The sequence below is a fragment of the Cupriavidus sp. OTU4054 genome, assembly GCF_038440175.1.
Taxonomy (GTDB): domain Bacteria; phylum Pseudomonadota; class Gammaproteobacteria; order Burkholderiales; family Burkholderiaceae; genus Cupriavidus; species Cupriavidus pauculus_D.
This window is the reverse complement of the sequence record NZ_JASATF010000012.1, coordinates 62,153-84,494: the sequence shown is the minus strand read 5'-3', so window position 1 is coordinate 84,494 and position 22,342 is coordinate 62,153. Positions and strand designations below refer to the sequence as shown.

The window sequence follows — 22,342 nt, the reverse complement described above, 5'->3', positions numbered from 1 at the left end:
GCCACCCCCACAAAATCAGGTGCTGTCCATACAGCAGGAGTGACCATGGACCAAGACAAGCGGAATCCCTCCGGGCTTCCACCCAGACTCGGCCCCGCCGCGCTGGCGATCCGCTTCGGCGTGATCGGGCTGGCAACGTTGTGCCTGGCCGGCGCATTCGCCTATACGGGTGGATGGCTGACCCCCGAGCGGCTGTCCCCGCATCGGGTCGTCGACGGCTTTGAAGCCGCCAACGGCAAGCACATCGGGTTCCGCCGCAACCATGCGAAGGGCGTCTGCGCCGTCGGCTGGTTCGAGAGCACCGGTGCCGGCACGCAATACAGCCGCGCCAAGCTGATGGCGCCGGGCAAGTATCCGGTGGTGGGCCGCTTTGCGTTCGCGGGCGGCATGCCCTACGTGCCCGATGCCCCCGGCCTGATCCGCAGTCTCGCCCTGCAGATCAATCCCACGGGCGCCGAGGAATGGCGCATGGCGATGATCGATATCCCGGTCTTCCCGTTTGCCGATGTCGACGCGTTCTATGCGCAGATGCTGACCGGCGTGCCCGATCCCAAGACCGGCAAGCCCGATCCGGAGAAGATGAAGGCATTCGTTGCCGCGCATCCGGACTTCTTGAAGGCGGTGGGCATCGTCGGCAAGCGCCAGGCATCGTCCGGTTTTGCCAATACCACCTACAACGCGCTCAACACGTTCCTGTTCGTCAGCCGCGAGGGCGCGTCGGTACCGGTGCGCTGGTCGCTCGCGCCCGAACAGGCGTTCGCCCCGCTCGGTCCGCAGCAGCCGGACAAGAACTACCTCTTCGATGCGCTGATCAAGGACGCGGCGCAGCCGCTCAAGTGGAAGGTGATCGTGACGATCGGCCAGCCCGACGATCCCGTCCGGCCCGACCTGCCCTGGCCCGACGACCGCAAGCATGTCGATATCGGGACGGTCACGCTCGACAAGCTGGCGAGCGAGGACACTCCCGGTGCCAGCTGTACCGATATCACGTTCGATCCGACCGTGCTGCCGGCCGGCATCTCCACCTCGGCCGATGCGATCCCGAGCGCGCGGTCGGCCGCCTATGCCCGCTCGTTCCTGCTGCGCGAGGAAGAGCGCGGCGCCAAGCCGCCCAGCGCGGTCACCGAATCCGAAGTGAAGGCCGGAGGTAAATCATGAGCAACGACGTCCAGGGCTTCTCGTTCGTTTCGCGCGCGCTGCATTGGGTGATGGCCGTGCTGATCGTGGCGATGCTGTTTATCGGCATCGGCATGGTATCGACGGTGTCGGACCGCTATACCGCATTGCTGACCGTGCACCGACCGATCGGCATCGCGATCTTCTGCCTGGCCGTGCTGCGGGTCATCAACCGCCTGACGCACCGGCCGCCACCGCTGCCGGCTTCGCTCCCTGCGCTGCAGCGCGTGGCCGCGCATGCCTCGCACCTCGCGTTGTACGCGCTGATGATCGCCATGCCGCTGGTAGGCTGGGGGATGCAGTCGGCGGGCAGCTTCCCGATCGTGCTGTTCGGACAGACGGAGCTCCCCCCGATCCTGCCGCACGACCCGCATCTGTATGCCGTGCTGCGTCAGGCCCATACGATCGGTGCCTTCGCGCTGTTCGCGGTATTGCTGTTGCACTTCGCCGCAGCGCTGTATCACGGGCTGGTGCGCCGTGACGGCGTGCTGGAGTCGATGACGACGGGGAAGGCGCAGTAGGCCGCAGCCAGGCTACTTCGCGCCCTTCCGCAACATCCGGCTATACGAGATCAGCATCTTCGCGAACTCGCCGGTGATCGGAGGGAGCGGCACCGCGGTGCGCTGCACGAGGCAGAGGTCGGCCGGGGGAATGGTCTCGGCGATCCGGATCTCGCGCAGCGCGTCCTGGAACCCCTCCTGCTCCAGCGCGATGCGCGGCGCAAGAAACAGCAGGTCTGTCCGCGATACCAGATTGAGGGTGTCGTACAGCGACTCCACCGTGACCACGATGTTCGGCGTCTCGAGTCCCGCGTGGTGGAACAGGTCGACGAGCCGGTTCGACGGGAGCCCGGCCTGACCCGGCGGACGTGTATTGACCCACTCGCATTCGGCCAGCGACCTGATGCTGCGCGCGCGTTCGAGCGGGTGCCCCACGCGGCAGACGATCGCGGGTTCCGATTTGCCGAGCCGTGTGCTCGTGAGGTCCGTCACATCGGTGCGGCGCGAGACGAGCGTCAGCGCGAAATCGATGCGGCCTTCCCGGATGCCGCTCAGCAGCGAACTTGCCGGACCGCTGGCCAGATGTACGGAGAACAACGGAAAGCGCTGCCGGAACGCGCGCAGCACGGGCGGCACGATTCGCGCGAACGCCTCCGACGAGACGCCCACGTTCATCGAACCGACGAGGTTGCCCTGAAAGCTCTGGAATTCCTGCTCGGTACGCTCGCACTCCCCGAGGATGATGCGCGAGCGCGCGAGCAGCGTTTCTCCGGGACCCGTCAGTACGATGCCGCGATTGCCGCGCGCAAACAGGCTCACGCCCAGCGACGTCTCCAGCCGCTTGATCTGCTGCGTCAGGCCGCTCTGGGCGAGATCGAGCGAGCGCGCGGCGGCGCGAATGCTGCCATGTTCGACGACGGCGGCGAACGCCCTGAGTTGATCCAGAGTCATGACGGGAGACAGGCGTTAGTGATCACTGCCACGTAGTGAACACCGCAAGCGATCTCGCTGTCAAACTCGCCCCATCGAGCCCGCCCCATCAAGCCCGCCCCGTCAAACCCCAACGTCAGGCTGCCATCGCGGGCAGCGCGTCCCGCTCGCCCAGATCCCAGTAGAGACCGGCCATGATCCGCAGGCCCTCGCGCGTGACATCGGTCAGCATATGCTCGTCGGGACCGTGCTGCGCGCACGCCGGATACGAGTGCGGCACCCAGATCGTCGGCAGCCGCAGCACGTCGGCGAACACGTCGTTGGGCAACGTGCCCGCGAGGTTCGGCAGCACGGCCGGCGCGCTGCCGGTGCTTTCCACGATCGAGTCCGATGCCCATCGCACCCACGGATGCTCGACATCGAGCCGCGTGGCGGCACCGCTCATGGTGATGCCGACCTCCACCTCGTTGAAGCCGAGTGCATCGAGGTGCGTGCGCAGGATCGATTCCAGCTCCTGCCAGCGCGTGCCGACGACGAAGCGCAACTGGCAATGCGCCACGGCCGTGGGCGGGATGGCGTTGACGGGACGCTGCGGCGAACCCGCGCCCAGCGCAAGCACCTCGATCGTATTCCATGCGACGAGCCGTTCCGCCGCCGACAATCCAGGCTCGCCCCATTCGGGCGTGAACGGCGGATCGTCCTTGCCGCCGCCGAGTTCGATATCGGCCAGTGCCGCGCGCACGGCGGGCGGGATCTCGGGCGGCATCAGGTCGTCCACGAGCATGCGGCCCTGCGCATCGACGATCGTGGCCAGCGCGTTGGCGATCACCGTGGCCGGATTCGAGATGACGCCGCCCCAGTTGCCCGAGTGGTAGGCGCGTTCGCGCGCGCGGATCGACAGCGTGAAATTGACCATGCCGCGCGAGCCGAGAAACAGCGTGGGCCGGTTCGCCGCGACACGCGGACCGTCGCAGCCAATGAACAGGTCCGCGCGCAACTGTTCGGCATTGGCCTCGCAGAACTCGCGCAGCCCCGGCGATCCCGCTTCCTCGCCCATCTCCATCAGCACGATCACGTTGTAGCCGAGCTTGCCGCCCCGCGCGGCAAGCACGTGCTCGAGTGCCGAGAGGTTGATCGTATGCTGGCCCTTGTTGTCGGCCGTGCCGCGTCCATACCAGCGGTCGCCATCGACGGTGAGCGACCACGGGCCCTGCCCCTTCCGCCAGCTCGCATCCTGCCCGTTGACGACGTCGCCGTGGCCATAGGTCAGCACGGTCGGCGCCGTGGCATCTTCAACGCGCCGCGCCACGAGGAACGGGCCGCCGGTCTTCACCGGATTCGGCGAGACACTGACCTCGAACCCGAGGCGCCGCAGCCACGGCACCATCTCGGCGTCGAAATATTCGCCCAGCGTGGCCGGGTCCGCGCCGAGATCGCTCTCGGAGCGGATCGCCACGCGGCGCGCGAGGTCGGTGAACAGCTGGCCTTCATCGAGGTACTGGATCGCGGACTGCAGCGCTGCGGTACGTGTCATGGTTCTGGCTCGCGTGGAAAACGATCAATCCTGCATCATGTTGTTGGCCTTGGCCACTGGTGCCAGCTTTTTCGTGTCGGCGCGCACGGACTCCGTGTACTTCGCCGGCGCACCGTACTCGGGGTCGAAGCCGAGGTTCACGAGCTTTTCCTGCACCGTGGGTTCGGCCATCACCCCCGCGAGTTCCGCGACGAGCTTCTGCTTCACCGGTGCCGGCAAGCCCTTCGGCGCCACGACGGCAAACCACGAATCCATGCGGAAGCCGGGGAATCCGCTTTCGGCGACCGTCGGCACGTTCGGCAGCATCGGGTTGCGCCTGGTGCCTGTAACGGCGAGCGCGCGCACCTTGCCGCTCTTGAGCGCGGCCACCGAGGCAGGCACCGCATCGAAGCTCAACGGAATCTGTCCGCCCATCACGTCGGTCATCGCCGGCGCGCTGCCCTTGTACGGCACGTGCAGCACCTTGACGCCTGCCGCGTTCCACAGCATTTCGCCCGCGAAGTTGACGGTGGAGCCCGTGCCGTGCGAACGGTAGGAATACGTACCCGGCTTGGCCTTGATGTCCGTGAGCAGTTGCGGCAGGCTCTGCGCCGCCACGCCGCTGTTGGCCAGCAGCACGAGCGACGCGCTGCCCACCATGCCCACCGGATCGAAGCTCGACTCGGGGTTGTAGTTGAGCTTGCTGTAGATGATCGGGTTCACCACGAACGTCGTCGATGTGCCGAGCAGCAGCGTGTAGCCGTCGGGCGCCGCGCGGGCCACCTGTTCCGCGCCGACGATCGTCGCCGCGCCGGGCTTGTAGTCGATGACCACCTGCTGCCTGAGACGCTCGCTCAGCTGCATGGAGACCACGCGCGCCACGGAGTCCACACTGCCGCCGGGGGGAAACGGCACCACGAGGCGGATGGGCCGATCGGGAAATTCCGCCAGCGCCGCGCCGGACAGCAGCGCGAGGGAGACGCCAACACAGGAAACGAGAATCCGCGGGAAAGACATCTTGCACTCCAGGATGATCAGTGGGACGGTGGTTGCATACCTTCAAATTTCGCCGGTTGGCAGGGCCCGGCGGCGGTTGGACGGGAGAGATCGTTGGGAATGACTGCCGTATGCCCGGGTGATTTCACCTCTGTGTGCATACGGCATGGAACAGGAGCGTTACGTATCAGGCGCGGGCAGGCGAGCTGGCGCGTTCGAAGTTCACGATGCGGTTGAAGTCCTCGCCATCGGCCAGGGAGGCGGCGCTCGACTTCCAGATGTCGCCGATCACATCGACGGTCGGCAGGTCGAGCCCGAGCGCTTCGCCAAGCGACACCGCGAGGTTCACGTCCTTGCGCATCAGCTGCATCGTAAAGCCGGAACTGTAAGTATTGTTGAGAATCCGGTTCGGATAGTTGAACAGCGTCACGCCGCTGCGGCCCGAGCCCGCGTTCACGGCCTCGATCAGCTGCTCCGTGGAAATGCCCGCCGCGTTGGCCAGGCGGAACGCTTCGCTCGCCGTGACCAGATGCGACGCGGTCAGCAGATTGTTGATCAGCTTGGCGACGTGTCCCGCGCTGACGTCGCCGATATGGAAGCGCTTGGTGCCCATTGCCGACAGCACGGGCTGTGCATGCGCGACGTCTGCGTCGGCACCACCGATGAACATCGTCAGCTCGCCCTTGAGCGCGCCGCTCGGACCGCCGCTTACCGGCGCATCGACGAAGCGGATGCCCTTTTCCTTCAGCGCCACCGCGAGTTCGCGTGTGACCTGCGGGTCGGCGGTAGTCGTGTCGATCAGCAGCAGGCCGGGCTTCGCCAGCGCCAGCAGACCGCCCTCGCCTTCGAGCAACGCGCGCACGATGGCGGACGTCGGCAGCGACAGCACGATGGTCGCGCACTCACGCGCCAGCTGGGCGAGATCGGCGCCGACCGGGATACCTGCCTCGCGTGCCGCGGCCACGGCCTGCGCGGACTTGTCGAGGCCGAGCACGGCATAGCCCGCGCGTTGCAGCGAGAGGGCCATGCCCCGGCCCATATTGCCGAGACCGATGACGCCTACGGTTTTGGTGTTTTCCATCGTCAGACCTGATTAAGAAGGTAAAGCGTGAATAAGGAGCGGCAGTTCAACTGCCTTCGGCGATCGGCAACCACACGCTCTTGGTTTTCGTGTACTCGAACAGGCATTCGGCGCCGCTCGAGCGGCCGTACCCACTGCTGTCGTTACCGCCGAACGGCGTGGCGACGTGCATATCGCGATACATGTTGATCCACAGCAGGCCCGCATTGACCTGCGCCGCCACGCGGTGCGCGCGGGCGATATCGCGCGTCCATACCGCGCCGGCCAGTGCGAATTCGCTGTCGTTGGCGATCTCGACGGCCTCGGCCTCGGTGTCGAATGGAATCGCGACGACCACGGGTCCGAACACCTCCTCGCGGGCGATGCGCATCGTGTTGTTCACGTGGCTCAGCACCGTGGGCTTCACAAAGAAACCCGGGCCATCCGGCACCGTTACGCCACCGGTGACGAGTTGCGCGCCTTCGTCGAGGCCCATGGCCACCATGCGCTGGATCCGTTCGAACTGTGCGCGGTTGTTGATCGGCCCGCCATCGGCCGCCTCGTCGAGCGGATGGCCGATCCGGTATTCGGCAACGGCGCGCCCCACCGCTTCGACAAAGCGATCGTAGACGGCACGATGCACGAGCAGCCGCGAGCCGGCCGCGCAGTTCTGCCCGGTATTGGCACAGGCGGCCGTCACGGCGGCGCGGCACGCCGCATCGAGATCCGCGTCGTCGAACACGATATTGGCCGACTTGCCGCCGAGCTCCAGCAGGCACGAGATCGGCCGCTGCGCGGCGGCCGCATTCACGGCGCGCCCGGTCTGCGTGGAGCCGACGAACACGACTTTTTTCGTGATCGGATTGCCGATGGCCGCGTCACCGATGGTCTTGCCCAGACCGTTGGCCACATTGAGGGTGCCCGCGGGCAGGCCGGCCTCGCGGGCCAGACGCGCCAGGGCGAGTGCGGTCAGCGGCGTGAGTTCGGATGGCTTGAGCAGCACGGCATTGCCCATGGCCAGCGCGGGCGCCACGTTCCATGCGGCGAGATAGATCGGCGAGTTCCACGGCGTGATGGCCAGCACCACGCCGATCGGCTCGCGCAGCGTGTAGTTGAGCTGGCCGCCGGGCACGGGAATGACATTGCCGAGGAACTTGTCGGTCCAGCCCGCGTAGTAGCGGAAGATTTCCGCGACGGCGGCCACTTGTGCACGGGCCGCCTTGATGGTCTTGCCGCTTGTGATCGCTTCGAGGCGCGCGAGCGGCTCGGCGTCGCGACGCACGAGCTGGCCGAGTTGCGCGAGCACTTCACCGCGCCGTTGCGCGGAGAATGCCGCCCACTGCTTCTGGCCGGTCTGGCAGCTGCGCAGCGCGGCGTCCACGATCGAGGCGTCAGTATCGGCGAACTGCAGCAGCGCCTGCTCGCTGGCGGGATCGACGAGCGTCAGCGTGGTGCCGCTGCCCGTGACCATGTCGCCCCCGATATACGAGCCGATCTCGGCGGGCGAGCCCACGAGCGACGCGACGAGCGCATGAAAGTCCGACGAAGAATGAGCCATGCCCTGACCTTGCGAGAACTGCGATGAGGCAAGTCTAGGGTTGGGATGACCGTTAGCGAAAGATGCTAATTCTGTTCTCGCGATCACGATAAGTTCTCACGGCGGGCAGGACGTCGGCGCCACTGCAGGACGTTGCCGCCCGATCACAAACCGTGATCGTGAGAACTATGCAGGCATCTTTGCTTCTCGCCCCTCGGGCCGCAGACTCTGCGCATCCCCAACGCACAGGAGCCAACATGAGCAAGGAACTGTTTGACAAGGGCGAGCAGGTTCGCCGCGAAGTGCTGGGCGAGGAGTACGTCGTCAACTCCACGCGCAACACGGATGCCTTCAGCGAACCCATTCGCGAGTTCGCCATCAAGAACCTGTGGGGCGACATCTGGAGCCGCCCGGGCCTGGACCGTCGCTCGCGCAGCATCGGCGTGTTGTCCATCCTCGCGGCGCAGGGTCGCACGGGCGAACTCAAGACGCATATTCGCGCGGCACTGAACAACGGCCTCACGCGTGAAGAGATCGGGGAAGTGTTCCTGCAGTCCGCGATGTACTGCGGCATTCCCGCGGGCAGCGAGGCCACGCGCGTGGCCAAGCTGCTGTTCGCGGAGATGGATGCAAAGTAAGGTCCGCGCTAGCGGGCTACTTGCCGAGCTTGTCGTTCAACGCGTTGGCCATCTCCAGATGGTGCCGTAGCGACGGCAACGTCCGGAGCGCCATGGCCTTGACCTCCGAGTGGTTGGCCTTGTCCGCGGCATCCCTGAACAGTTTCACGGCATCCTGATGCGCATCGACGCCAATCTTGCGGATATACGCGGCGTCGAACGCGGCCCCGTTCAGCTGTTCCAGCGCGCGCACGTCGCGCTGCTGCGCTTCCAGCGGTGACTCGGGCACCTGGATGCCGAGCTTGCCCGCGATCTGCTTCACTTGCGCGTCGACGGCCTGATGGTCCTCGATCATCTTCTTCGCGAACGCCTTGATCTCGGGACTCGACGCCCTGACCTCGGCGATGCGGCTGGCCTCTATCTCCATCGCGCCGGCCGTTCCCGCGCGGCGCAGGAACAAGGCGTCGGTATCGCTGGCTGACGCGGTACCGGGGACGTTGGTCAGCGGCGCCGCGTTGGCGGTCGATGCGATGGGCGGCAGCACCGACAGCGTCGCCATCGCTGCCGTCACCGCTGCCGTCATGGCTACCGTCCTCGCTACCCTCGCCGCGATGTGTCTGGCGATCCATCCCTTCCGCATGATCTGCTCCTCGCTGTCGCGACAGCCATTGCATCCGAGGCCGGCATCCGATGTACAAATTGCACGCGGCCCTCGTTCTTCGTCACGGCGTTCACACCGGGGGCAGTCCCCCCGCAGCGCCGGAGATCCAGTACGGATCACGCTCGTAGTACTGATGGACCGTCGTGGCCCATTGCGGGTCGGCCATGCTGGGCCAGCTGTCCTTGTTGAAGCCCGGCGCATCCTTGATGCGCGCTGCGGTCAGCCCGAGCCGGAAGCACTTGGCGTCCGTGTCCATCACGAGCGCCGACCATGGAATGGCGTGCAGCGTATCGCCGATGCCGAGAAACCCGCCCGTGGTCAGCACGGCGTACGCCACGCGGCCACGCGGCACGTCGATCATGATTTCCTTGATCTCGCCGACATGTTCGCCGTCGGAGGCGTACACCTTGGTGTCCTCGAGGCTCGATGCGGCCATCACTTCCGGGCCTGGCCCCTCGCCAACGCCGGAGCCGACGATATTGGCGCCCTGGTTCGAGGTGAGTGTCTGATTCGCGTCCATTGCAGTCTCCTTGGGGGTGATCAAGCGGGTGGAGACGGTACTGCTGCAACGTCCGTGCCCATGCCGCCGTACGATGAAAGCGTCATGGATTGCCCTTGCCGCCCGATGCGCCAAACACCTGCCCCGTCACGTAACTGGCCTCCGACGCGGCAAGCGTGACGAACAGCGGCGCGATTTCGGCGGGCTGGCCCGGACGTTGCATGGGCGTATCGCTACCGAACGCCTTCAGCTTTTCCATGGTCTGTCCGCCCGACACCTGCAGGGGTGTCCAGAACGGTCCCGGTGCCACGGCATTGACGCGAATGCCCTTGCTCGCCATCTGCTTGGCCAGCCCCTTGGTGAAGTTGGTGATGGTCGCCTTTGTCGCGGCGTAATCGAGCAGATTCTCCGAGGGATCGGTCGCGTTCACGGAACTCGTGTTGATGATCGCGGCACCCGCGGGCATATGCGGGATGGCCGCCTTTGTAATCCAGAACATCGCATAGACGTTCGTCTTGAACGTCCAGTCGAACTGCTCCGTCGTGATATCGAGAATCGAGTCGTGAGTCTGCTGCCGCCCGGCGTTATTGACGAGGACATCGAGTCCGCCGAGCTCGCGCATCGCGTTCGCTACCAATTGGCGGCAGAACTGCTCGTCGCGAATATCGCCGGGTATCAGCACGGCCTTGCGGCCCGCCTGCTGGATGTATTGCGCGACTTCCCGGGCGTCGGCCTCTTCGGCCGGAAGGTAATTGATGGCGACATCGGCGCCCTCGCGCGCGAACGCGATCGCCGTGGCGCGGCCGAGGCCGGAGTCGCCGCCTGTGATGAGCGCCTTGCGGCCCGACAGCCGGCCGCTGCCACGATAGCTCTGGACATCGTCCTGTGGAGAACACGGTTGCAACATGCGGGCCATGCGTACAAACGCCCCGCTCGCCGTGTTGACGAGCGGGGCGCGACACCGCATGTGGAACTTACATCTGACCCATGGCCGGATCGCTCACCGAATCCTTGCCGTTCTCGATGCGGCCGGCGATACGGCGGCGGAACGACGGCAATGCGTCGCAGACGATCGCAAAGTCGTACCAGTTGCCCGTGTCGCCCAGCGTCCAGCGCAGCTCGCCCACGCGGCCCGGGAGCACTGTCTGGGCCGACGGTCCGTCGGTGCGATACGCCTGCGCCGTCGCCGTGAACGTGGCCGGCTGCGTGCCGCGGTTATACAGCTTGACCTGCAGCGCGGGCGGATCGCACAACTCGTAGCACACCTGGATCTCGGTGCCGCCTGCCGCGGACTGCTCGGCGGTGTTGCCGACGAACTCGCGGTGATAGCCGTTCGGGCCTAGCACCCACAGGTCGTACCGGCCACCGTCAGCAGCCACGTTCCAAACGCCTTCGAAGGTCTTGCCGGCTTCCACGACATAACGGCGCGGAATCGCGTCGAGGTGCAGCTTGTCATAGACGTGGAAGACCGCGGCCGCGTTGCCCGTGCTGCTATTTGCGAACATCAGCGTCACGGTGCCGGCCGCATCCACGCGCGACGTCGTGTGCAGTTCGTACGGCAGCGCGCGCGAGGGTCGCGTGCCCTTTTCCTGCGTCGGGGCGACGCCCGCCGTCGGCACCGGAATGGCTGGCAATGCCTTTTGCGACAGCGCGAGGTTGTCCACGGCGACCTTCGTCGTGCGGCCGGATAGCGTTGGCAGCTTCTCGCTGTTCGGGTTCACGAAGTTGAACGCCGACGTCAGGTCTCCGCACACGGCGCGGCGGTATGCACCGATCTGCGGTTCCTTCACGCCGAAGCGCTTCTCCAGGAAAAGCAGCGTGGAGGTATGGTCGAACGTCTGGGAGTTGACCCAGCCTCCGCGGCTCCATGGCGACACGACCCACATCGGCACGCGCGGGCCCGGGCCGAACGGCTTGCCGTCCATCGTCAGCTGGTTGGCCGTGGCCGGCGTGTAGTTGAAGTACTCGAACGCCATGTCCGCGTCGGACAACGTGCTGCCGCCCGCAAGCGTGCCGTCGGCATTGCGCGACGGCGCGGAAGGCGGCGGCAAATGATCGAAGAAGCCGTCGTTCTCGTCGTAGTTGATGAGCAGCACGGTCTTGCTCCACACCTCGGGGTTCGCCGTCAGCGCGTCGAGCACCTGCTGCACGTACCAGCCGCCTTGCGCGGGGCTCGACGGACCCGGGTGCTCGCTGTACGCGGAGGGCGCGATGATCCAGGATACCGAGGGTAGCGAGCCGTTCTGCACATCGTCGCGCAGGGCCTGCAGAAAGCCGTCGGGCATCGTGTTGCCAAAGCCGCGCGCGAGCGGGCTCAGCGCGTCGTCGATCGCGGGGTCGTAGGCCGGGGACACGGCGGGCAGCGCCACCGGACGGCGCGCCGCGGGCATCGATTCCATGGCCGCGCGCCAATGTCGGAAGCTCATCATCTCGTTGCAGCCGTAGTTGTCGGCAAGGCTCTGGTAGACCTTCCAGCTCACGCCCGCATCGACGAGGCGATCGGCGTACGTCTTCCACGTCCAGCCCTGCGTCGACGGACCCACGTCGTTGCCGCCATTGAACTCGTTGACCATGGCCGCGACATTGTCGCCGCTCGGGCCATTGGTGCCGGTCCAGTAGAACAGACGGTTCGGGATCGTCCCCGTGTGCATCGAGCAGTGATACGCGTCGCACAGCGTGAACGCATCGGCCAGCGCGCGCTGGAACGGAATCTCGGCGGTCTCGTAGTAGGACATCGACAGGCGGTTCTTCGCCACCGGCCAGCGGTTCATGCGGCCATGGTCCCATGCGGCCTGCGCATCGGGCCACGTATGCGGGGTGCCGCCCGCGCGCTGGGCATTGCCCTGCGTCGCGTCGAGGCGATACGGCGTGATGATCGTGCCCGTGTTGTCGGTCTGGTAGAGGACGTTCTTGCCGTTGGCGAGCGGGATGCCGAAGCGGTCGCCGTAGCCGCGCACGCCGCGGAACGTGCCGAAGTAGCTGTCGAACGCGCGGTTCTCGAGCATCAGCAGCACCACGTGCTGTACGTCCTGGATCGTGCCGGTGGCGTTGTTGGCCTCGATGGCCAGTGCGCGGCGAATGCTGGGCGGGAACGATGCGAGCGTGGCCGCGGCAGCGGCGGAGCCCAGGGTGTTACGCAGGAACTTGCGCTTGGAAGGATTGAAGGTCATGCCGGTTCGGTGTCTGTTCGTTTTTTTCGGGGATGCAGGCTCGACATCAGGGAGCGGGCGCGCAATGGGCGGTCGCGCAGGCCGCGGGCGGCTGTGTGCCGCCGCCGGGATTGCCGCCATTGTTGCCGTTGCCACCGTTTGCCGGCGCGTTGTTGTCATCGCCTCCGCAGGCGCTCAACAGCATGGACAGACACAGGATACCGGCGCCGAGCAGCGGCCGGGCGTGGTGGGAGATCGTACCTTTTCTTGTCATGGGTCATGATCCGCGCAACTGGCCGAGCGCGAGCCGGCGCGCGCCGTCGAACATGCCCGGCCGGTCTCGGCCATGATGGTTTCTGGAATGGGTCATGCAGACCGGGCACCCCTCCACCGGGGGGGCCGGCGAAAGAGAGCGCAGTCTAGGAACGCGATATGTCAGCGATGTGACCGGGACCGCGGCCAAGCGGGCGCTTGAATATGCGAAGAGATGGTTGGCGCGTTCGCACGCGCATGGTATCCACGCGCGGGCTTCACGCGCGATCCAGATTGCGGATCGGCCCGCGCGGAATCGTTACGGCTGTGATGATCGCAGGCGTGACGATGTTGCCGGTATGCGACGCGCGACGCTCACGGTTCGACGCGTACCGGCACGCGCGGTGCCACCGCGCACATGAGCTCGTACCCGATGGTGCCGGCCGCGGCGGCGACGTCGTCGATCGCCACGTGCCGCCCCCAGAGTTCGACCGGAGTTCCGACGTTCGCCTCCGGACACGCATCGAGATCGACGGCCAGCATGTCCATCGACACGCGGCCCAGCGTGCGCGTCATGCGATCGCCCACGCGCACGGGCGCGAAGTGTCCGGCATGCGACGACGCCACGCGCGGATATCCGTCGGCATACCCGCATGCCACGATGCCGATGCGCTGTCGCCGTGTGGCCACGTAGTGGGAGCCATAGCCGACGGCCTGCCCTGGCTCGATCTGCTGCACACCGAGGATACGGCTGGCCAGCGTCTGCGTCGGCTGCAGTCCCGTGCCGGCCAGATCGCGTGCGTGGCCCGAGGGCGAGGCACCGTACAGCATGATCCCCGCGCGCACCCAGTCGTAGCGGCATTCGCGATGCCAGAGCGTGGCGGCGGAGTTGGCCAGCGAGACGGGCCCGGGCAGTTCACGCGTCGTCGTGCGGAAGCATTCCCACTGCGCGGAGATCCCGGTTTCCGTATCGGCATCGGCAAAGTGGCTCATATGGCCGACCGTGCCGATTGCTTCGATCTCCTGCGCGCGCCGGAATGCGGCGCGGTAATGCTCCGGCGCAAAGCCGAGCCGGTTCATGCCCGAGTTGAGCTTCAGGAAAACGTCGATGGACCCTCGCGGCAGCCGGCCTTCGCGCGAGGCGAGTTCGAGCATGCGCAGCTGCGCCTCGTCATGGACGGCGGTGGTCAACCGCAACGATGCAAGCAACGGTACATCGCTCTCGTCGAAAAACCCTTCGAGCAGCAGGATCGGCTTGTCCCATCCGAGCTGCCGCAGCCGCACGGCCTCGTCGAGGTCGAGCAACGCGAACCCGTCCGCCGCGGAGAGCGCCGGGTACACGCGTTCGATGCCATGGCCATAGGCATTGGCCTTGACCACGGCCCACACCTTCGACGCGGGACTGAGCCGGCGCGCGACGGCGAGATTGTTTTCCAGCGCGGAGAGGTGAATCGTGGCGGAGATCGGCCGTGGCATGGCGAGGATGAGGGATGGGTTGCTCGATAGGCGGGAATGGTTGCTATGTTAATGAGGAGCAGGCAGCTTGAGTTGCTGAAAAATATCGGAAATTCAGGAAACAATAAGGCAGCGTGTTGGATTTCGGCGCGGGCCCGGCCAACCGGTCATTCGGCGGTGGCCATGCCATGCGTCACGAAAAACTTCACATGCGCGTGGTCCACGCCAAACCCGTCCATATCGCAGCCGGTCCGACCCACATCCCTGAACGTCCGATCGAGCATGCGGCGGACTTCCCCGGCGGCATCCGTCAACCGCTCGACGATCACCGGATCGAGCTCGAAGAGATTGCTCGGGTGGTGCGCCCTGGTGACCAGCACCGCGAAGCCGGGGGTGTATGGATAGATAGAGAGGAACGCGACATGATGCGCGTCCTCCCAGATGGTGTGACAGGGGGCCGCCCCGCGAACCACCTGGCAGAAGATGCAATCTTGGTTCGATGTGTGGTTCGACTCGTCCATGGCCTGGTCTCCTCCGCGGCAACGCGCGGCGTGTACGGGTGTACGGAGACCAAGGTTCACACGGTGCAAAAGCCCGAACAATCGGCGTTTCGTGAATCTGGCCGAAGCCGAGGCCATTGGCGTCCGCGCCGAGGCTTGGAAAGGCGCCACTCAGAAAGCGGCACTGGTCCGTGGGGGGATGTCGATGCCAGGAGCGCTGCGCAAAGTCGGTCGCGCCCGTCATCAGTCGTGAATCTGGGCTAGGTGCCCACCTTCGGCATCCTCGGCACGAAACACCCCTGTTCGATTTCGCCGCCCTTTGCCATCAGGATCGTCGCCTCGGGGATTTCTTCCCAGACGCCCTGCACGTCGATCAACGGTTCCGAGAGCACGAGGAACGCATCGTCGCCGGCGGCGATGATCCGGGGGTCTTCGGGATAGAGGGCGCGAAGCTGGCGGAAGGACGTGCTGTGGAACAGCGAGCGCGATTCCTTCTCGCTCGAGTAGCGGACGGCCACGATCTGCTGGCCGTCGGTGACGCACACCGTCATGTTCAGCGGGAACTGGACGTCGTAGCGGTGGCCCACCTCTTCGATAAAGCCGGCCATCTGTTCCAGCGCGCCGCGCGGGTCGCGCTCGAGGCCGAAGGTCAGCGCGAGGAAGAACATGATCTCGGAGTCGGTCGAACCTTCGATCCAGCGGAACAGATGCGGGGCGACGGCCATCATCAGGTCGCGGCGGAGGAGCGGGAACTCGCGGATCAGGCCGTTGTGGACGAATAGCCAGCGGCCGAAGCGGAACGGGTGGCAGTTGGTTTCCTGCGTCGGCGTCCCCGTGGCCGCGCGCACATGCGCGACGAACAGCGGCGCCCTGACGGCACGCGCCGTCTCGCGCAGGTTCGTATCGCTCCACGCGGGATGCAGGCAGCGATAGCGGAACGGCAGTTCCGAATGCCGGCCATACCAGCCGACGCCGAATCCGTCGCCATTGGTAGTGGTATGGCCGAGCCTCGCATTGAGGCTCTGGTCGATCAGGGAATGTTCCGGCTGAAACAAGACCGCTTCGAGCGGGACGGAACGGCCGGAATAGGCCAGCCAACGGCACATGAGGGCGTCTCCTGGATTTGGGGGCTTCATTGCAGCATAGCAATTGTGCCGAAGATTGTGATGCAAACGGTGCGCCCCACTCGGTACGGCGACCCTGCACTCGCTTCCCATGGCGAGTCATTTCATTCCTCACAAGAATGAATGATATGAACAATCCCCGTCTGAATCTACGCTCAGGAATCAACGATAGTTCAGTCACCCCAACGGACGCGCTCCACCACACAGCGTCCTTAACCTGAACTGGAGTCAGATCATGAGCAAGATCAACGTACCGACGCGTGAAGACGTTTCCCCCGCCAACCAGGCCATCTTCGACAAGCTGAAGAGCAGCCTCGGCATGGTGCCCAACCTCTACGCCACGCTCGCCCTTTCGGAGCACGCGCTCGGCAACTACCTCGCCTTTCAGAACGGCAAGAGCTCGATCACCGGCAAGGCCCGCGAGGTCGTCAACCTCGTCGTCAGTCAGGTCAACAGCTGCGAGTACTGCCTGGCCGCGCATACGGTCATCGGCAAGATGCACGGCTTCACCGACGAGCAGATGCTCGAGGTCCGCGGCGGCACGGCCGGCTTCGATGCGAAGCTCGATGCGCTGGCACGCCTGACGCGCAATATCGCCCTCAACCGCGGCCACGCCGATCAGGCCCTCGTCGATGCATTCTTCGCGGCGGGCTGGACCCAGGCTAACCTCGTCGATGCGATCGTCGTCATCGGCGACAAGACGGTGACCAACTACCTGCATGCCACCACGCAGGTACCGGTGGACTTCCCCGCGGCGCCGAAGCTGCCGGCCTGAGTCACACGCCCCCACGGAGGATCCATCATGACGCTGCAAGCCAGACTCGACGCATTCAAGGCCGACTTCAAGGGCGGAAAGCCGCCCTACAACGCTCCGCCCGAGATTCATCCGATCATGGAACGGGCCACCGCCGCGCTGTTCGCGAGCGGGCAGGCCGAGCGCGCGATCCATGCCGGCGACCACGCACCGGCATTCGTGCTGCAGGACCAGAACGACCGGACAGTGTCGTCGGCCGAGTTGCTGGCACAAGGTCCGCTGATCGTCACGTTCTATCGTGGCGTCTGGTGTCCCTACTGCAATATCGAACTGCAGGCGCTGAACGAGTTGCTACCGCAGTTCCGCGCGCTGGGCGCGAACATCGTCGCCATCTCGCCGCAGAAGCCCGTGAACAGCCGCAAGTCGGTTCGCCAGAATCAGCTGGATTTTCCGGTGCTCAGCGACGTGCGCGGCGAAACGGGCGCGGCGTTCGGCCTGCGCTTCGCATTGCCCGACTATCTGGTCGCGCTGTACCAGACACTCGGCAACGACCTGCCGGCCTTCAACGACGACCCCTCATGGACGCTGCCGATGCCGGCGCGTTATGTCATCGGACAGGATGGCGTGGTGCTGTACGCCGAGGTCAACCCCGACTACACGCGTCGCCCGGAGCCGGCCGATATGCTGCCGGTGCTCGAGCGCGTCGCCGCGGCACGGCGCTAACCGGAGGATCACGCCATGACACAACGCACGTTTCTGATTACGGGCGCGACCAAGGGCATCGGCCGCGCGCTGACGGACCGGCTCCTGCGCGCGGGTCACCATGTGGTCGGCCTCGCGCGCGGCGAGGCCGCCGCGGGCAACAAGTTTCCGGGCGAACTCGTCACCGTGGATCTCTCAGACCACGCCGCCACCGAGGCGGCCCTCGCGGCACTGACCGGCCGCATCGCCTTCGACGGTGTGGTCAACAACGTCGGCCTGGTGAAGCCGCAGCGTATCGGCCAGATCGATCTGGGCACGCTCGACGACGTGCTCCGGCTGAATCTTCATCCGGCCGTGCAGACCACGCAGGCGCTGCTGCCCGGAATGCGGCAGCGTGGGTGGGGACGCATCGTCAATATCTCGAGCCTCACGATCCTCGGCATGCCGGACCGCACCGCCTATGCGGCCGCCAAGGCGGCGCTGGTGAGCTTTGCGCGGTCGTGGGCACTGGAACTCGCGGACACGGGTATCACCGTGAATGCCGTCGCACCGGGTCCGACGGAGACCGAACTGTTCCGTGCCAACAACCCGGTCGGCAGTGCGGGGGAGAAGCGCTATCTGTCGGCAATCCCCTTGGGCCGCCTCGGCAAACCCGACGAGATCGCGGCGACGATTGCGTTTCTGCTATCGGAAGAAGCCGGCTTTATGACGGGGCAGACGCTGTACGTCGATGGCGGCGCGTCGCTTGGGCGGCTGGGGTTCTGATTGGTTGCAAACGGAGGTGCCAAGAGGCCGCGCCCCGGGGTCGCGGGCCGCGACGCTGGTCTCCGCCAAACCGTCACGTCGCCGTTCTCTTGAATATTGCCGATTTCGTTTCTTTGCCGTGATCGCCCCATATACTGGGCTCGCGTACCTCTTTGGTTTGCTTCCTCTGTTCGTGGACGTATCACCGCGCTTCGGGACAATTGTTCTCGCTAAGGCGGTGCTTATATGGCGAACCGAAGTGGGGACATTGCAACCAGATTCGCGGCGGAGGACAAATGATCGGTGGTGCGACTGACAACTGCATATTCTGCCAAATTGTGGCTGGCATGTCGCCTTGCCATTCGATCTGGGAGGACGAACGTCACCTCGCGTTTCTTTCCATCTATCCGAATACGCCGGGCTTTACCGTCGTTGTCACCAAAGCCCACCATCCAAGCTATCTCTTCGACCTCGAGCCCGCCACGCTTCAGCGTCTGACGCTGGCCGCGAGAGAAGTAGGCCGATTGCTGGACAGATCCCTGGACGGGGTCGGGCGAACGGGTGCCATCATGGAAGGCTTTGGTGTGGACCACGCGCATATCAAGCTGTTTCCGATGCACGGCACGCGTGGGCCCTGGCGGCCGATCAAGTCGAGTGTGGACAAATACTTCGAGACGTACGAAGGCTATCTCTCATCGCACGACGGCCGGCGCGGCGATGATCGGGAGCTGGCGGAGATGGCCGCGCACATCAGAAGCCGTAACAGCCGACAGCGCTAGACCGCCAATTCTCTTCAACCTCGCTTCGAAAAATTTGACTTCCCCTCCCGGCGCGCATCGGTCACCATGCGGCGAGGGTTGGATGAACGACGATGTCGAAAGGGAGGCGGGAAGATGCTGGGCAAGATCGCAGCGATGTACCGGTATTTCGTGTCCGTGGTGCCATTCCGGCTGGGTCCGGCGATCGTCACCACGGTCGTGCTTGTCACGCTGTTGCTGCTTCCCGCGCCCGAGGGGCTGAAAGCCGATGCCTGGACGCTGGTGGCCATCTTCCTGACCACGATCGTGGCCATCATTCTCAAGGTAATGCCGATCGGCGTCATGGCGATGATGGCCATCGTCATCGTCTCGCTGGCGCAGGTGACCTCCCACTCGTCGAAGGGCGCCATTGCCGACGCGTTGAGCAGTTTCTCGAGTCCGCTGATCTGGCTGATCGTCGTCGCCATCCTGATCTCGCGTGGGCTGAAGAAAACCGGCCTTGGCAATCGCATCGGCCTGATGTTCATCGCGGCGCTCGGCAAACGCACGCTTGGCATCGGCTACGGGCTCGCGATCTGCGAACTGGTGCTGGCGCCGTTCACGCCCAGCAACACCGCGCGCGGTGGCGGCATCGTGCATCCGATCATGCGGTCGATCGCGGGCGCATTCGACTCCGATCCCGCGAAGGGAACGCAGGGGAAAGTCGGCACATACCTCGCCCTGGTCAACTATCACGCCAACCCGATCACATCAGCCATGTTCGTGACCGCGACCGCGCCGAACCCGCTTGTCGTCGACTACGTGGCGCGCGCGAGCGGTCAGTCGCTGCATCTGACCTGGACCACGTGGGCGCTATGCATGCTGCTGCCCGGCCTGCTCTGCCTGCTGCTGATGCCGCTGGTGATCTATCTGCTGAACCCGCCCGAGCTGAAGGCCACGCCCAATGCCATCGACTACGCGCGCGGCGAGCTGGCCCGCATGGGCCCGCTCAGCGGCAAGGAGCGCGTGATGATGGGCGTGTTCGCGTTGATGCTGCTGCTCTGGGCGAACCTGCCGGCGATGATCTTCGGCGACGCCTACACGCTCGACCCGACCGTGGTCGCATTCCTCGGCCTCTTCGCGCTGATCATCACCGGCACGATCGACTGGGACGACGTGCTGTCCGAGAAGAGCGCATGGGACACGCTGATCTGGTTCGGCGCACTGGTCATGCTCGCGGAGCAGCTCAACAAGCTCGGCGTGATCGCATGGTTCTCGGCCGACATGCGCGACGCCATTGCCGCCAGCGGCATGGACTGGCCCGCCATCGCGAGCGTGCTCGTGCTGGCGTTCGTGTTCTCGCACTACCTGTTCGCCAGCACCACCGCGCATATCAGCGCGATGATGCTCGCCTTCCTGACCGTGGGCGTCCAGTTGATTCCGCCGCCCTATGTCCCGCCGTTCCTGCTGATGATGGCCGCCGGCTCGGCCATCATGATGACGCTGACCCACTATGCGACCGGCACCTCGCCGATCATTTTTGGGAGTGGGTATGTGACGATGGGACAGTGGTGGCGGGCCGGGGCGGTGATGTGTGTGCTGGAGTTGCTGGTGTTTGCGGTGGTGGGGGGGACGTGGTGGAAGGTGCTGGGGTTTTGGTAAAGCGCTCATACGGCACGCTTCGGGAGGGATCGCGCGTGGTCTGATCGGCCACGCGCTCGGCATCGGGCACCTCGCGCATCGCCGCCATGAATGTCGCGGTCGGAAATTTCGGGCCCACGCAGCCCTGCACAAGGATCCACCGCTGCCAGACGGTCACCCACAATGTGCTGTCCTTCCACTCGGGCATATGGATGGTGAGCCATTGCAGACGCCGGCGCGCGGTATCGGCAATCTCCTGATCGTAGGCAAAGGCATTCGGCAACCGGCAACGGCCTTCGATCCAGCAGTGGTTGCCATGCTCGACACGATGATGCGACTCCCGAATCCACTCGGCCTCGGTCGTGCGCGGACCGGCGGGTTCGGGGCAATTGGGGATGGCGGAGGAAATCTGAAAGAAGGGATCGTTGCCGCGGTTCTGAAGAACCTCGTCGGCATGCACGACCGCCGCGCCGGACAGCAACAGACAGAGCACCGCAACGCGAACTGGCATATTGTCGCTCCCATCGTCAATCTGCGTCGCCGGGGCCACTCTCGACGTGTCGAATGGTGACGTCGCTGTATAGGCACCGACCAGGCACTGACGATAGCGCTCACGGCCGCCAGCTTCAAGTACGTATCTCGATTGAGGCAACGCGTCAGCCGAGCGTCTCCGGCAGGTACTGTGCATACGTCCGATGCAACCGCGCGACCCCTTGATCCCGGGTCGCGGTGTACCCCAGCTTCTCCCGGAAGGCTTCAAGCCGCGCGCGTGACGCGCCCAGAATCTCGCTCCACGTTGCCAGGCCGATGCGAAACTGCGGCTCGGTGTGGAAATAACCGAATACCTTTCCGCGCTGCTGCAGCGTGCAGGCCGCGTCGTCCGTCATCTCGTTGGAGACCGCAAGAAAGGTCCAGTGGGTGTTGGCCTTGTCGAATCGCTCGTCCCGGCGGACGGCCATCGCATAGCTTTCGACCTGTGCCTTGACCGCAAGATCGATACGCTGAGCGGGGCGCTTCAGTTCGACGACAAGATACTCGCGGCGAGTCGTCGCGTAAGCTGGCACCTCCCTGCCCAGCAGCAGATCGATCACGGCCTCGCTGCCATTGTCGCGAACGACCCGCGCCTGCCTTCCGCGGGCCGCCTCCGGCCGCAGCAACGCGAGGTGCTTCCTCAGCACGGTGGTCAGATTCTCGTCGCTACTGGTCAGCAGATACTCCTCGCCAAAGATCCACGTTTCGCCTTCCAGCATCCGATGCAGCTGAACACGTTCCTTCGTGGAACGTTTGCTTTCCGGCAAAAACAACAATGTCTGAAGCCCCGCGAGAAACTGGAGCCTGTCGGCAACCATCTTGCTCGCCTCGATGATCGAGGACAGCGTGGTGTACTGCAGCAGATCGACGAGCTCGGTCTGCCTGTCCTTCGGCAGGCCCAGGACCTCGGTAAGAATCTTCTTCAGCGACTCGGGGCTCTCGTCCAGCGCGGTCTTGAGCATCCGCAGCGTGAATTGCCGGTCCTTGGATTTTCCGGTGCGAAATGAGTCGAGGTACTGATGCACACTCAGCGCGCAGATGTCGAAGACCTCTCGCCGCGCTGCCTCCACCGCGTCGGATGCATCGCCAGTGAAAGGGTATGCGCCCTCCGCCTTCCACAAGCTCACCAGTTCCGACGCACTCGCGGCCTTGCGATGCCGATAGTCCGCGCGCGACGCGGCAAGTTCCTGCAAGTCCGGTGGGACGATCTCGGGATAGGTGTCTGGGAACGGCTTCGCTGGTGGCAACATGTGAGCACTCCTGT

22 protein-coding genes and 1 pseudogene are annotated in these 22,342 nt (G+C 65.2%); 8 read left to right on the top strand and 15 right to left on the bottom strand.

Features of this window, described 5'->3' with window-relative positions; translation table 11 throughout:
- The first annotated feature begins 45 nt into the window (after positions 1–45).
- A complete protein-coding gene (locus AAHB16_RS15880) occupies positions 46–1,158 on the top strand; it encodes a catalase family peroxidase (protein WP_342051427.1) in 1,113 nt (370 codons plus the stop codon).
- Positions 1,155–1,697 (top strand): cytochrome b, encoded by a 543-nt coding sequence (locus tag AAHB16_RS15875; RefSeq protein ID WP_150375506.1) that lies wholly within the window; start codon positions 1,155–1,157, stop codon positions 1,695–1,697. Before AAHB16_RS15880 ends, AAHB16_RS15875 begins: the two co-directional genes overlap by 4 nt.
- 12 nt (positions 1,698–1,709) lie before the next feature.
- Here AAHB16_RS15875 and AAHB16_RS15870 read toward each other — a convergent pair whose 3' ends face one another.
- The 5 genes from AAHB16_RS15870 to AAHB16_RS15850 all read right to left on the bottom strand — a co-directional run bounded on the left by AAHB16_RS15870 (position 1,710) and on the right by AAHB16_RS15850 (position 7,733).
- Positions 1,710–2,627, bottom strand: a complete 918-nt coding sequence (locus AAHB16_RS15870) for a LysR substrate-binding domain-containing protein (RefSeq protein WP_150375508.1) — start codon at positions 2,625–2,627, stop codon at positions 1,710–1,712.
- A gap of 115 nt (positions 2,628–2,742) precedes the next feature.
- The gene (locus AAHB16_RS15865; protein WP_342051426.1) at positions 2,743–4,140 is read right to left on the bottom strand and encodes a M20 family metallopeptidase; all 1,398 of its coding nucleotides are present in this window, start codon (positions 4,138–4,140) and stop codon (positions 2,743–2,745) included.
- A gap of 24 nt (positions 4,141–4,164) precedes the next feature.
- Complete coding sequence (locus AAHB16_RS15860; RefSeq protein ID WP_342051425.1) at positions 4,165–5,136, bottom strand: Bug family tripartite tricarboxylate transporter substrate binding protein; 972 nt, start codon at positions 5,134–5,136, stop codon at positions 4,165–4,167.
- Positions 5,137–5,302: 166 nt separating this feature from the next.
- Complete coding sequence (locus AAHB16_RS15855) at positions 5,303–6,196, bottom strand: NAD(P)-dependent oxidoreductase (RefSeq protein WP_342051424.1); 894 nt, start codon at positions 6,194–6,196, stop codon at positions 5,303–5,305.
- Positions 6,197–6,242: 46 nt separating this feature from the next.
- A complete protein-coding gene (locus tag AAHB16_RS15850) occupies positions 6,243–7,733 on the bottom strand; it encodes an aldehyde dehydrogenase family protein (protein WP_342051423.1) in 1,491 nt (496 codons plus the stop codon).
- 236 nt (positions 7,734–7,969) lie between these two features.
- On the opposite strand from AAHB16_RS15850, the gene AAHB16_RS15845 reads away from it, so the two are divergent.
- Complete coding sequence (locus AAHB16_RS15845) at positions 7,970–8,350, top strand: carboxymuconolactone decarboxylase family protein (protein WP_150375518.1); 381 nt, start codon at positions 7,970–7,972, stop codon at positions 8,348–8,350.
- 16 nt (positions 8,351–8,366) lie between these two features.
- Here AAHB16_RS15845 and AAHB16_RS15840 read toward each other — a convergent pair whose 3' ends face one another.
- The 8 genes from AAHB16_RS15840 to AAHB16_RS15805 all read right to left on the bottom strand — a co-directional run bounded on the left by AAHB16_RS15840 (position 8,367) and on the right by AAHB16_RS15805 (position 15,951).
- On the bottom strand, positions 8,367–8,912 hold the full coding sequence (locus AAHB16_RS15840; RefSeq protein ID WP_342051422.1) for a DUF4142 domain-containing protein: 546 nt from the start codon (positions 8,910–8,912) through the stop codon (positions 8,367–8,369).
- Positions 8,913–9,060: 148 nt separating this feature from the next.
- A complete protein-coding gene (locus AAHB16_RS15835; RefSeq protein ID WP_150375520.1) occupies positions 9,061–9,510 on the bottom strand; it encodes a PRC-barrel domain-containing protein in 450 nt (149 codons plus the stop codon).
- An 82-nt stretch (positions 9,511–9,592) separates the two neighbouring features.
- On the bottom strand, positions 9,593–10,396 hold the full coding sequence (locus AAHB16_RS15830) for an SDR family oxidoreductase (RefSeq protein ID WP_342051421.1): 804 nt from the start codon (positions 10,394–10,396) through the stop codon (positions 9,593–9,595).
- Between the two features lie 67 nt (positions 10,397–10,463).
- Positions 10,464–12,659 carry a phosphocholine-specific phospholipase C gene (locus AAHB16_RS15825; RefSeq protein ID WP_342051420.1) on the bottom strand — a complete coding sequence of 732 codons (2,196 nt, stop codon included), beginning with the start codon at positions 12,657–12,659 and terminating at the stop codon, positions 10,464–10,466.
- A 46-nt stretch (positions 12,660–12,705) separates the two neighbouring features.
- Positions 12,706–12,912, bottom strand: coding sequence for a hypothetical protein (locus AAHB16_RS15820; RefSeq protein ID WP_150375526.1), 207 nt, complete (start codon positions 12,910–12,912; stop codon positions 12,706–12,708).
- 353 nt (positions 12,913–13,265) lie between these two features.
- A complete protein-coding gene (gene alr / locus AAHB16_RS15815; protein WP_342051419.1) occupies positions 13,266–14,366 on the bottom strand; it encodes an alanine racemase in 1,101 nt (366 codons plus the stop codon).
- A gap of 146 nt (positions 14,367–14,512) precedes the next feature.
- A complete protein-coding gene (locus tag AAHB16_RS15810; protein WP_342051418.1) occupies positions 14,513–14,866 on the bottom strand; it encodes an HIT family protein in 354 nt (117 codons plus the stop codon).
- A 239-nt stretch (positions 14,867–15,105) separates the two neighbouring features.
- Positions 15,106–15,951 carry a class II glutamine amidotransferase gene (locus AAHB16_RS15805; RefSeq protein WP_342051417.1) on the bottom strand — a complete coding sequence of 282 codons (846 nt, stop codon included), beginning with the start codon at positions 15,949–15,951 and terminating at the stop codon, positions 15,106–15,108.
- A gap of 253 nt (positions 15,952–16,204) precedes the next feature.
- Between AAHB16_RS15805 and AAHB16_RS15800 the strand changes: the two genes are divergently transcribed.
- The 5 genes from AAHB16_RS15800 to AAHB16_RS15780 all read left to right on the top strand — a co-directional run bounded on the left by AAHB16_RS15800 (position 16,205) and on the right by AAHB16_RS15780 (position 20,568).
- Complete coding sequence (locus tag AAHB16_RS15800; protein WP_342051416.1) at positions 16,205–16,744, top strand: carboxymuconolactone decarboxylase family protein; 540 nt, start codon at positions 16,205–16,207, stop codon at positions 16,742–16,744.
- Between the two features lie 27 nt (positions 16,745–16,771).
- On the top strand, positions 16,772–17,446 hold the full coding sequence (locus AAHB16_RS15795) for a peroxiredoxin-like family protein (protein WP_342051415.1): 675 nt from the start codon (positions 16,772–16,774) through the stop codon (positions 17,444–17,446).
- A gap of 15 nt (positions 17,447–17,461) precedes the next feature.
- Complete coding sequence (locus tag AAHB16_RS15790) at positions 17,462–18,190, top strand: SDR family oxidoreductase (protein WP_342051414.1); 729 nt, start codon at positions 17,462–17,464, stop codon at positions 18,188–18,190.
- A 275-nt stretch (positions 18,191–18,465) separates the two neighbouring features.
- Positions 18,466–18,948, top strand: coding sequence for an HIT family protein (locus AAHB16_RS15785; protein ID WP_150375540.1), 483 nt, complete (start codon positions 18,466–18,468; stop codon positions 18,946–18,948).
- A gap of 114 nt (positions 18,949–19,062) precedes the next feature.
- Positions 19,063–20,568: a DASS family sodium-coupled anion symporter gene (locus AAHB16_RS15780; RefSeq protein WP_150375542.1), complete on the top strand. Its 1,506-nt coding sequence runs from the start codon at positions 19,063–19,065 to the stop codon at positions 20,566–20,568.
- Here AAHB16_RS15780 and AAHB16_RS15775 read toward each other — a convergent pair.
- Positions 20,555–21,058 (bottom strand): annotated as a pseudogene (locus AAHB16_RS15775) (BON domain-containing protein); the annotation flags it as partial. The gene AAHB16_RS15780 and the pseudogene AAHB16_RS15775 overlap by 14 nt on opposite strands.
- Before the next feature lie 145 nt (positions 21,059–21,203).
- Positions 21,204–22,328, bottom strand: coding sequence for a hypothetical protein (locus AAHB16_RS15770; protein WP_150375544.1), 1,125 nt, complete (start codon positions 22,326–22,328; stop codon positions 21,204–21,206).
- Positions 22,329–22,342 lie beyond the last annotated feature (14 nt).

Bases quoted from the DNA above. Each gene is read 5' to 3' on its own strand.
- AAHB16_RS15805 (WP_342051417.1), bottom strand. From the start codon at position 15,951: ATGTGCCGTTGGCTGGCCTATTCCGGCCGTTCCGTCCCGCTCGAAGCG.
- AAHB16_RS15880 (WP_342051427.1), top strand. From the start codon at position 46: ATGGACCAAGACAAGCGGAATCCCTCCGGGCTTCCACCCAGACTCGGC.
- AAHB16_RS15820 (WP_150375526.1), bottom strand. From the start codon at position 12,912: ATGACAAGAAAAGGTACGATCTCCCACCACGCCCGGCCGCTGCTCGGC.
- AAHB16_RS15795 (WP_342051415.1), top strand. From the start codon at position 16,772: ATGACGCTGCAAGCCAGACTCGACGCATTCAAGGCCGACTTCAAGGGC.
- AAHB16_RS15835 (WP_150375520.1), bottom strand. From the start codon at position 9,510: ATGGACGCGAATCAGACACTCACCTCGAACCAGGGCGCCAATATCGTC.
- AAHB16_RS15810 (WP_342051418.1), bottom strand. From the start codon at position 14,866: ATGGACGAGTCGAACCACACATCGAACCAAGATTGCATCTTCTGCCAG.
- AAHB16_RS15825 (WP_342051420.1), bottom strand. From the start codon at position 12,659: ATGACCTTCAATCCTTCCAAGCGCAAGTTCCTGCGTAACACCCTGGGC.
- AAHB16_RS15860 (WP_342051425.1), bottom strand. From the start codon at position 5,136: ATGTCTTTCCCGCGGATTCTCGTTTCCTGTGTTGGCGTCTCCCTCGCG.
- AAHB16_RS15790 (WP_342051414.1), top strand. From the start codon at position 17,462: ATGACACAACGCACGTTTCTGATTACGGGCGCGACCAAGGGCATCGGC.
- AAHB16_RS15855 (WP_342051424.1), bottom strand. From the start codon at position 6,196: ATGGAAAACACCAAAACCGTAGGCGTCATCGGTCTCGGCAATATGGGC.
- AAHB16_RS15850 (WP_342051423.1), bottom strand. From the start codon at position 7,733: ATGGCTCATTCTTCGTCGGACTTTCATGCGCTCGTCGCGTCGCTCGTG.
- AAHB16_RS15780 (WP_150375542.1), top strand. From the start codon at position 19,063: ATGCTGGGCAAGATCGCAGCGATGTACCGGTATTTCGTGTCCGTGGTG.
- AAHB16_RS15840 (WP_342051422.1), bottom strand. From the start codon at position 8,912: ATGACGGCAGCGGTGACGGCAGCGATGGCGACGCTGTCGGTGCTGCCG.
- AAHB16_RS15770 (WP_150375544.1), bottom strand. From the start codon at position 22,328: ATGTTGCCACCAGCGAAGCCGTTCCCAGACACCTATCCCGAGATCGTC.
- AAHB16_RS15870 (WP_150375508.1), bottom strand. From the start codon at position 2,627: ATGACTCTGGATCAACTCAGGGCGTTCGCCGCCGTCGTCGAACATGGC.
- AAHB16_RS15865 (WP_342051426.1), bottom strand. From the start codon at position 4,140: ATGACACGTACCGCAGCGCTGCAGTCCGCGATCCAGTACCTCGATGAA.
- AAHB16_RS15830 (WP_342051421.1), bottom strand. From the start codon at position 10,396: ATGTTGCAACCGTGTTCTCCACAGGACGATGTCCAGAGCTATCGTGGC.
- AAHB16_RS15875 (WP_150375506.1), top strand. From the start codon at position 1,155: ATGAGCAACGACGTCCAGGGCTTCTCGTTCGTTTCGCGCGCGCTGCAT.
- AAHB16_RS15800 (WP_342051416.1), top strand. From the start codon at position 16,205: ATGAGCAAGATCAACGTACCGACGCGTGAAGACGTTTCCCCCGCCAAC.
- AAHB16_RS15785 (WP_150375540.1), top strand. From the start codon at position 18,466: ATGATCGGTGGTGCGACTGACAACTGCATATTCTGCCAAATTGTGGCT.
- alr (WP_342051419.1), bottom strand. From the start codon at position 14,366: ATGCCACGGCCGATCTCCGCCACGATTCACCTCTCCGCGCTGGAAAAC.
- AAHB16_RS15845 (WP_150375518.1), top strand. From the start codon at position 7,970: ATGAGCAAGGAACTGTTTGACAAGGGCGAGCAGGTTCGCCGCGAAGTG.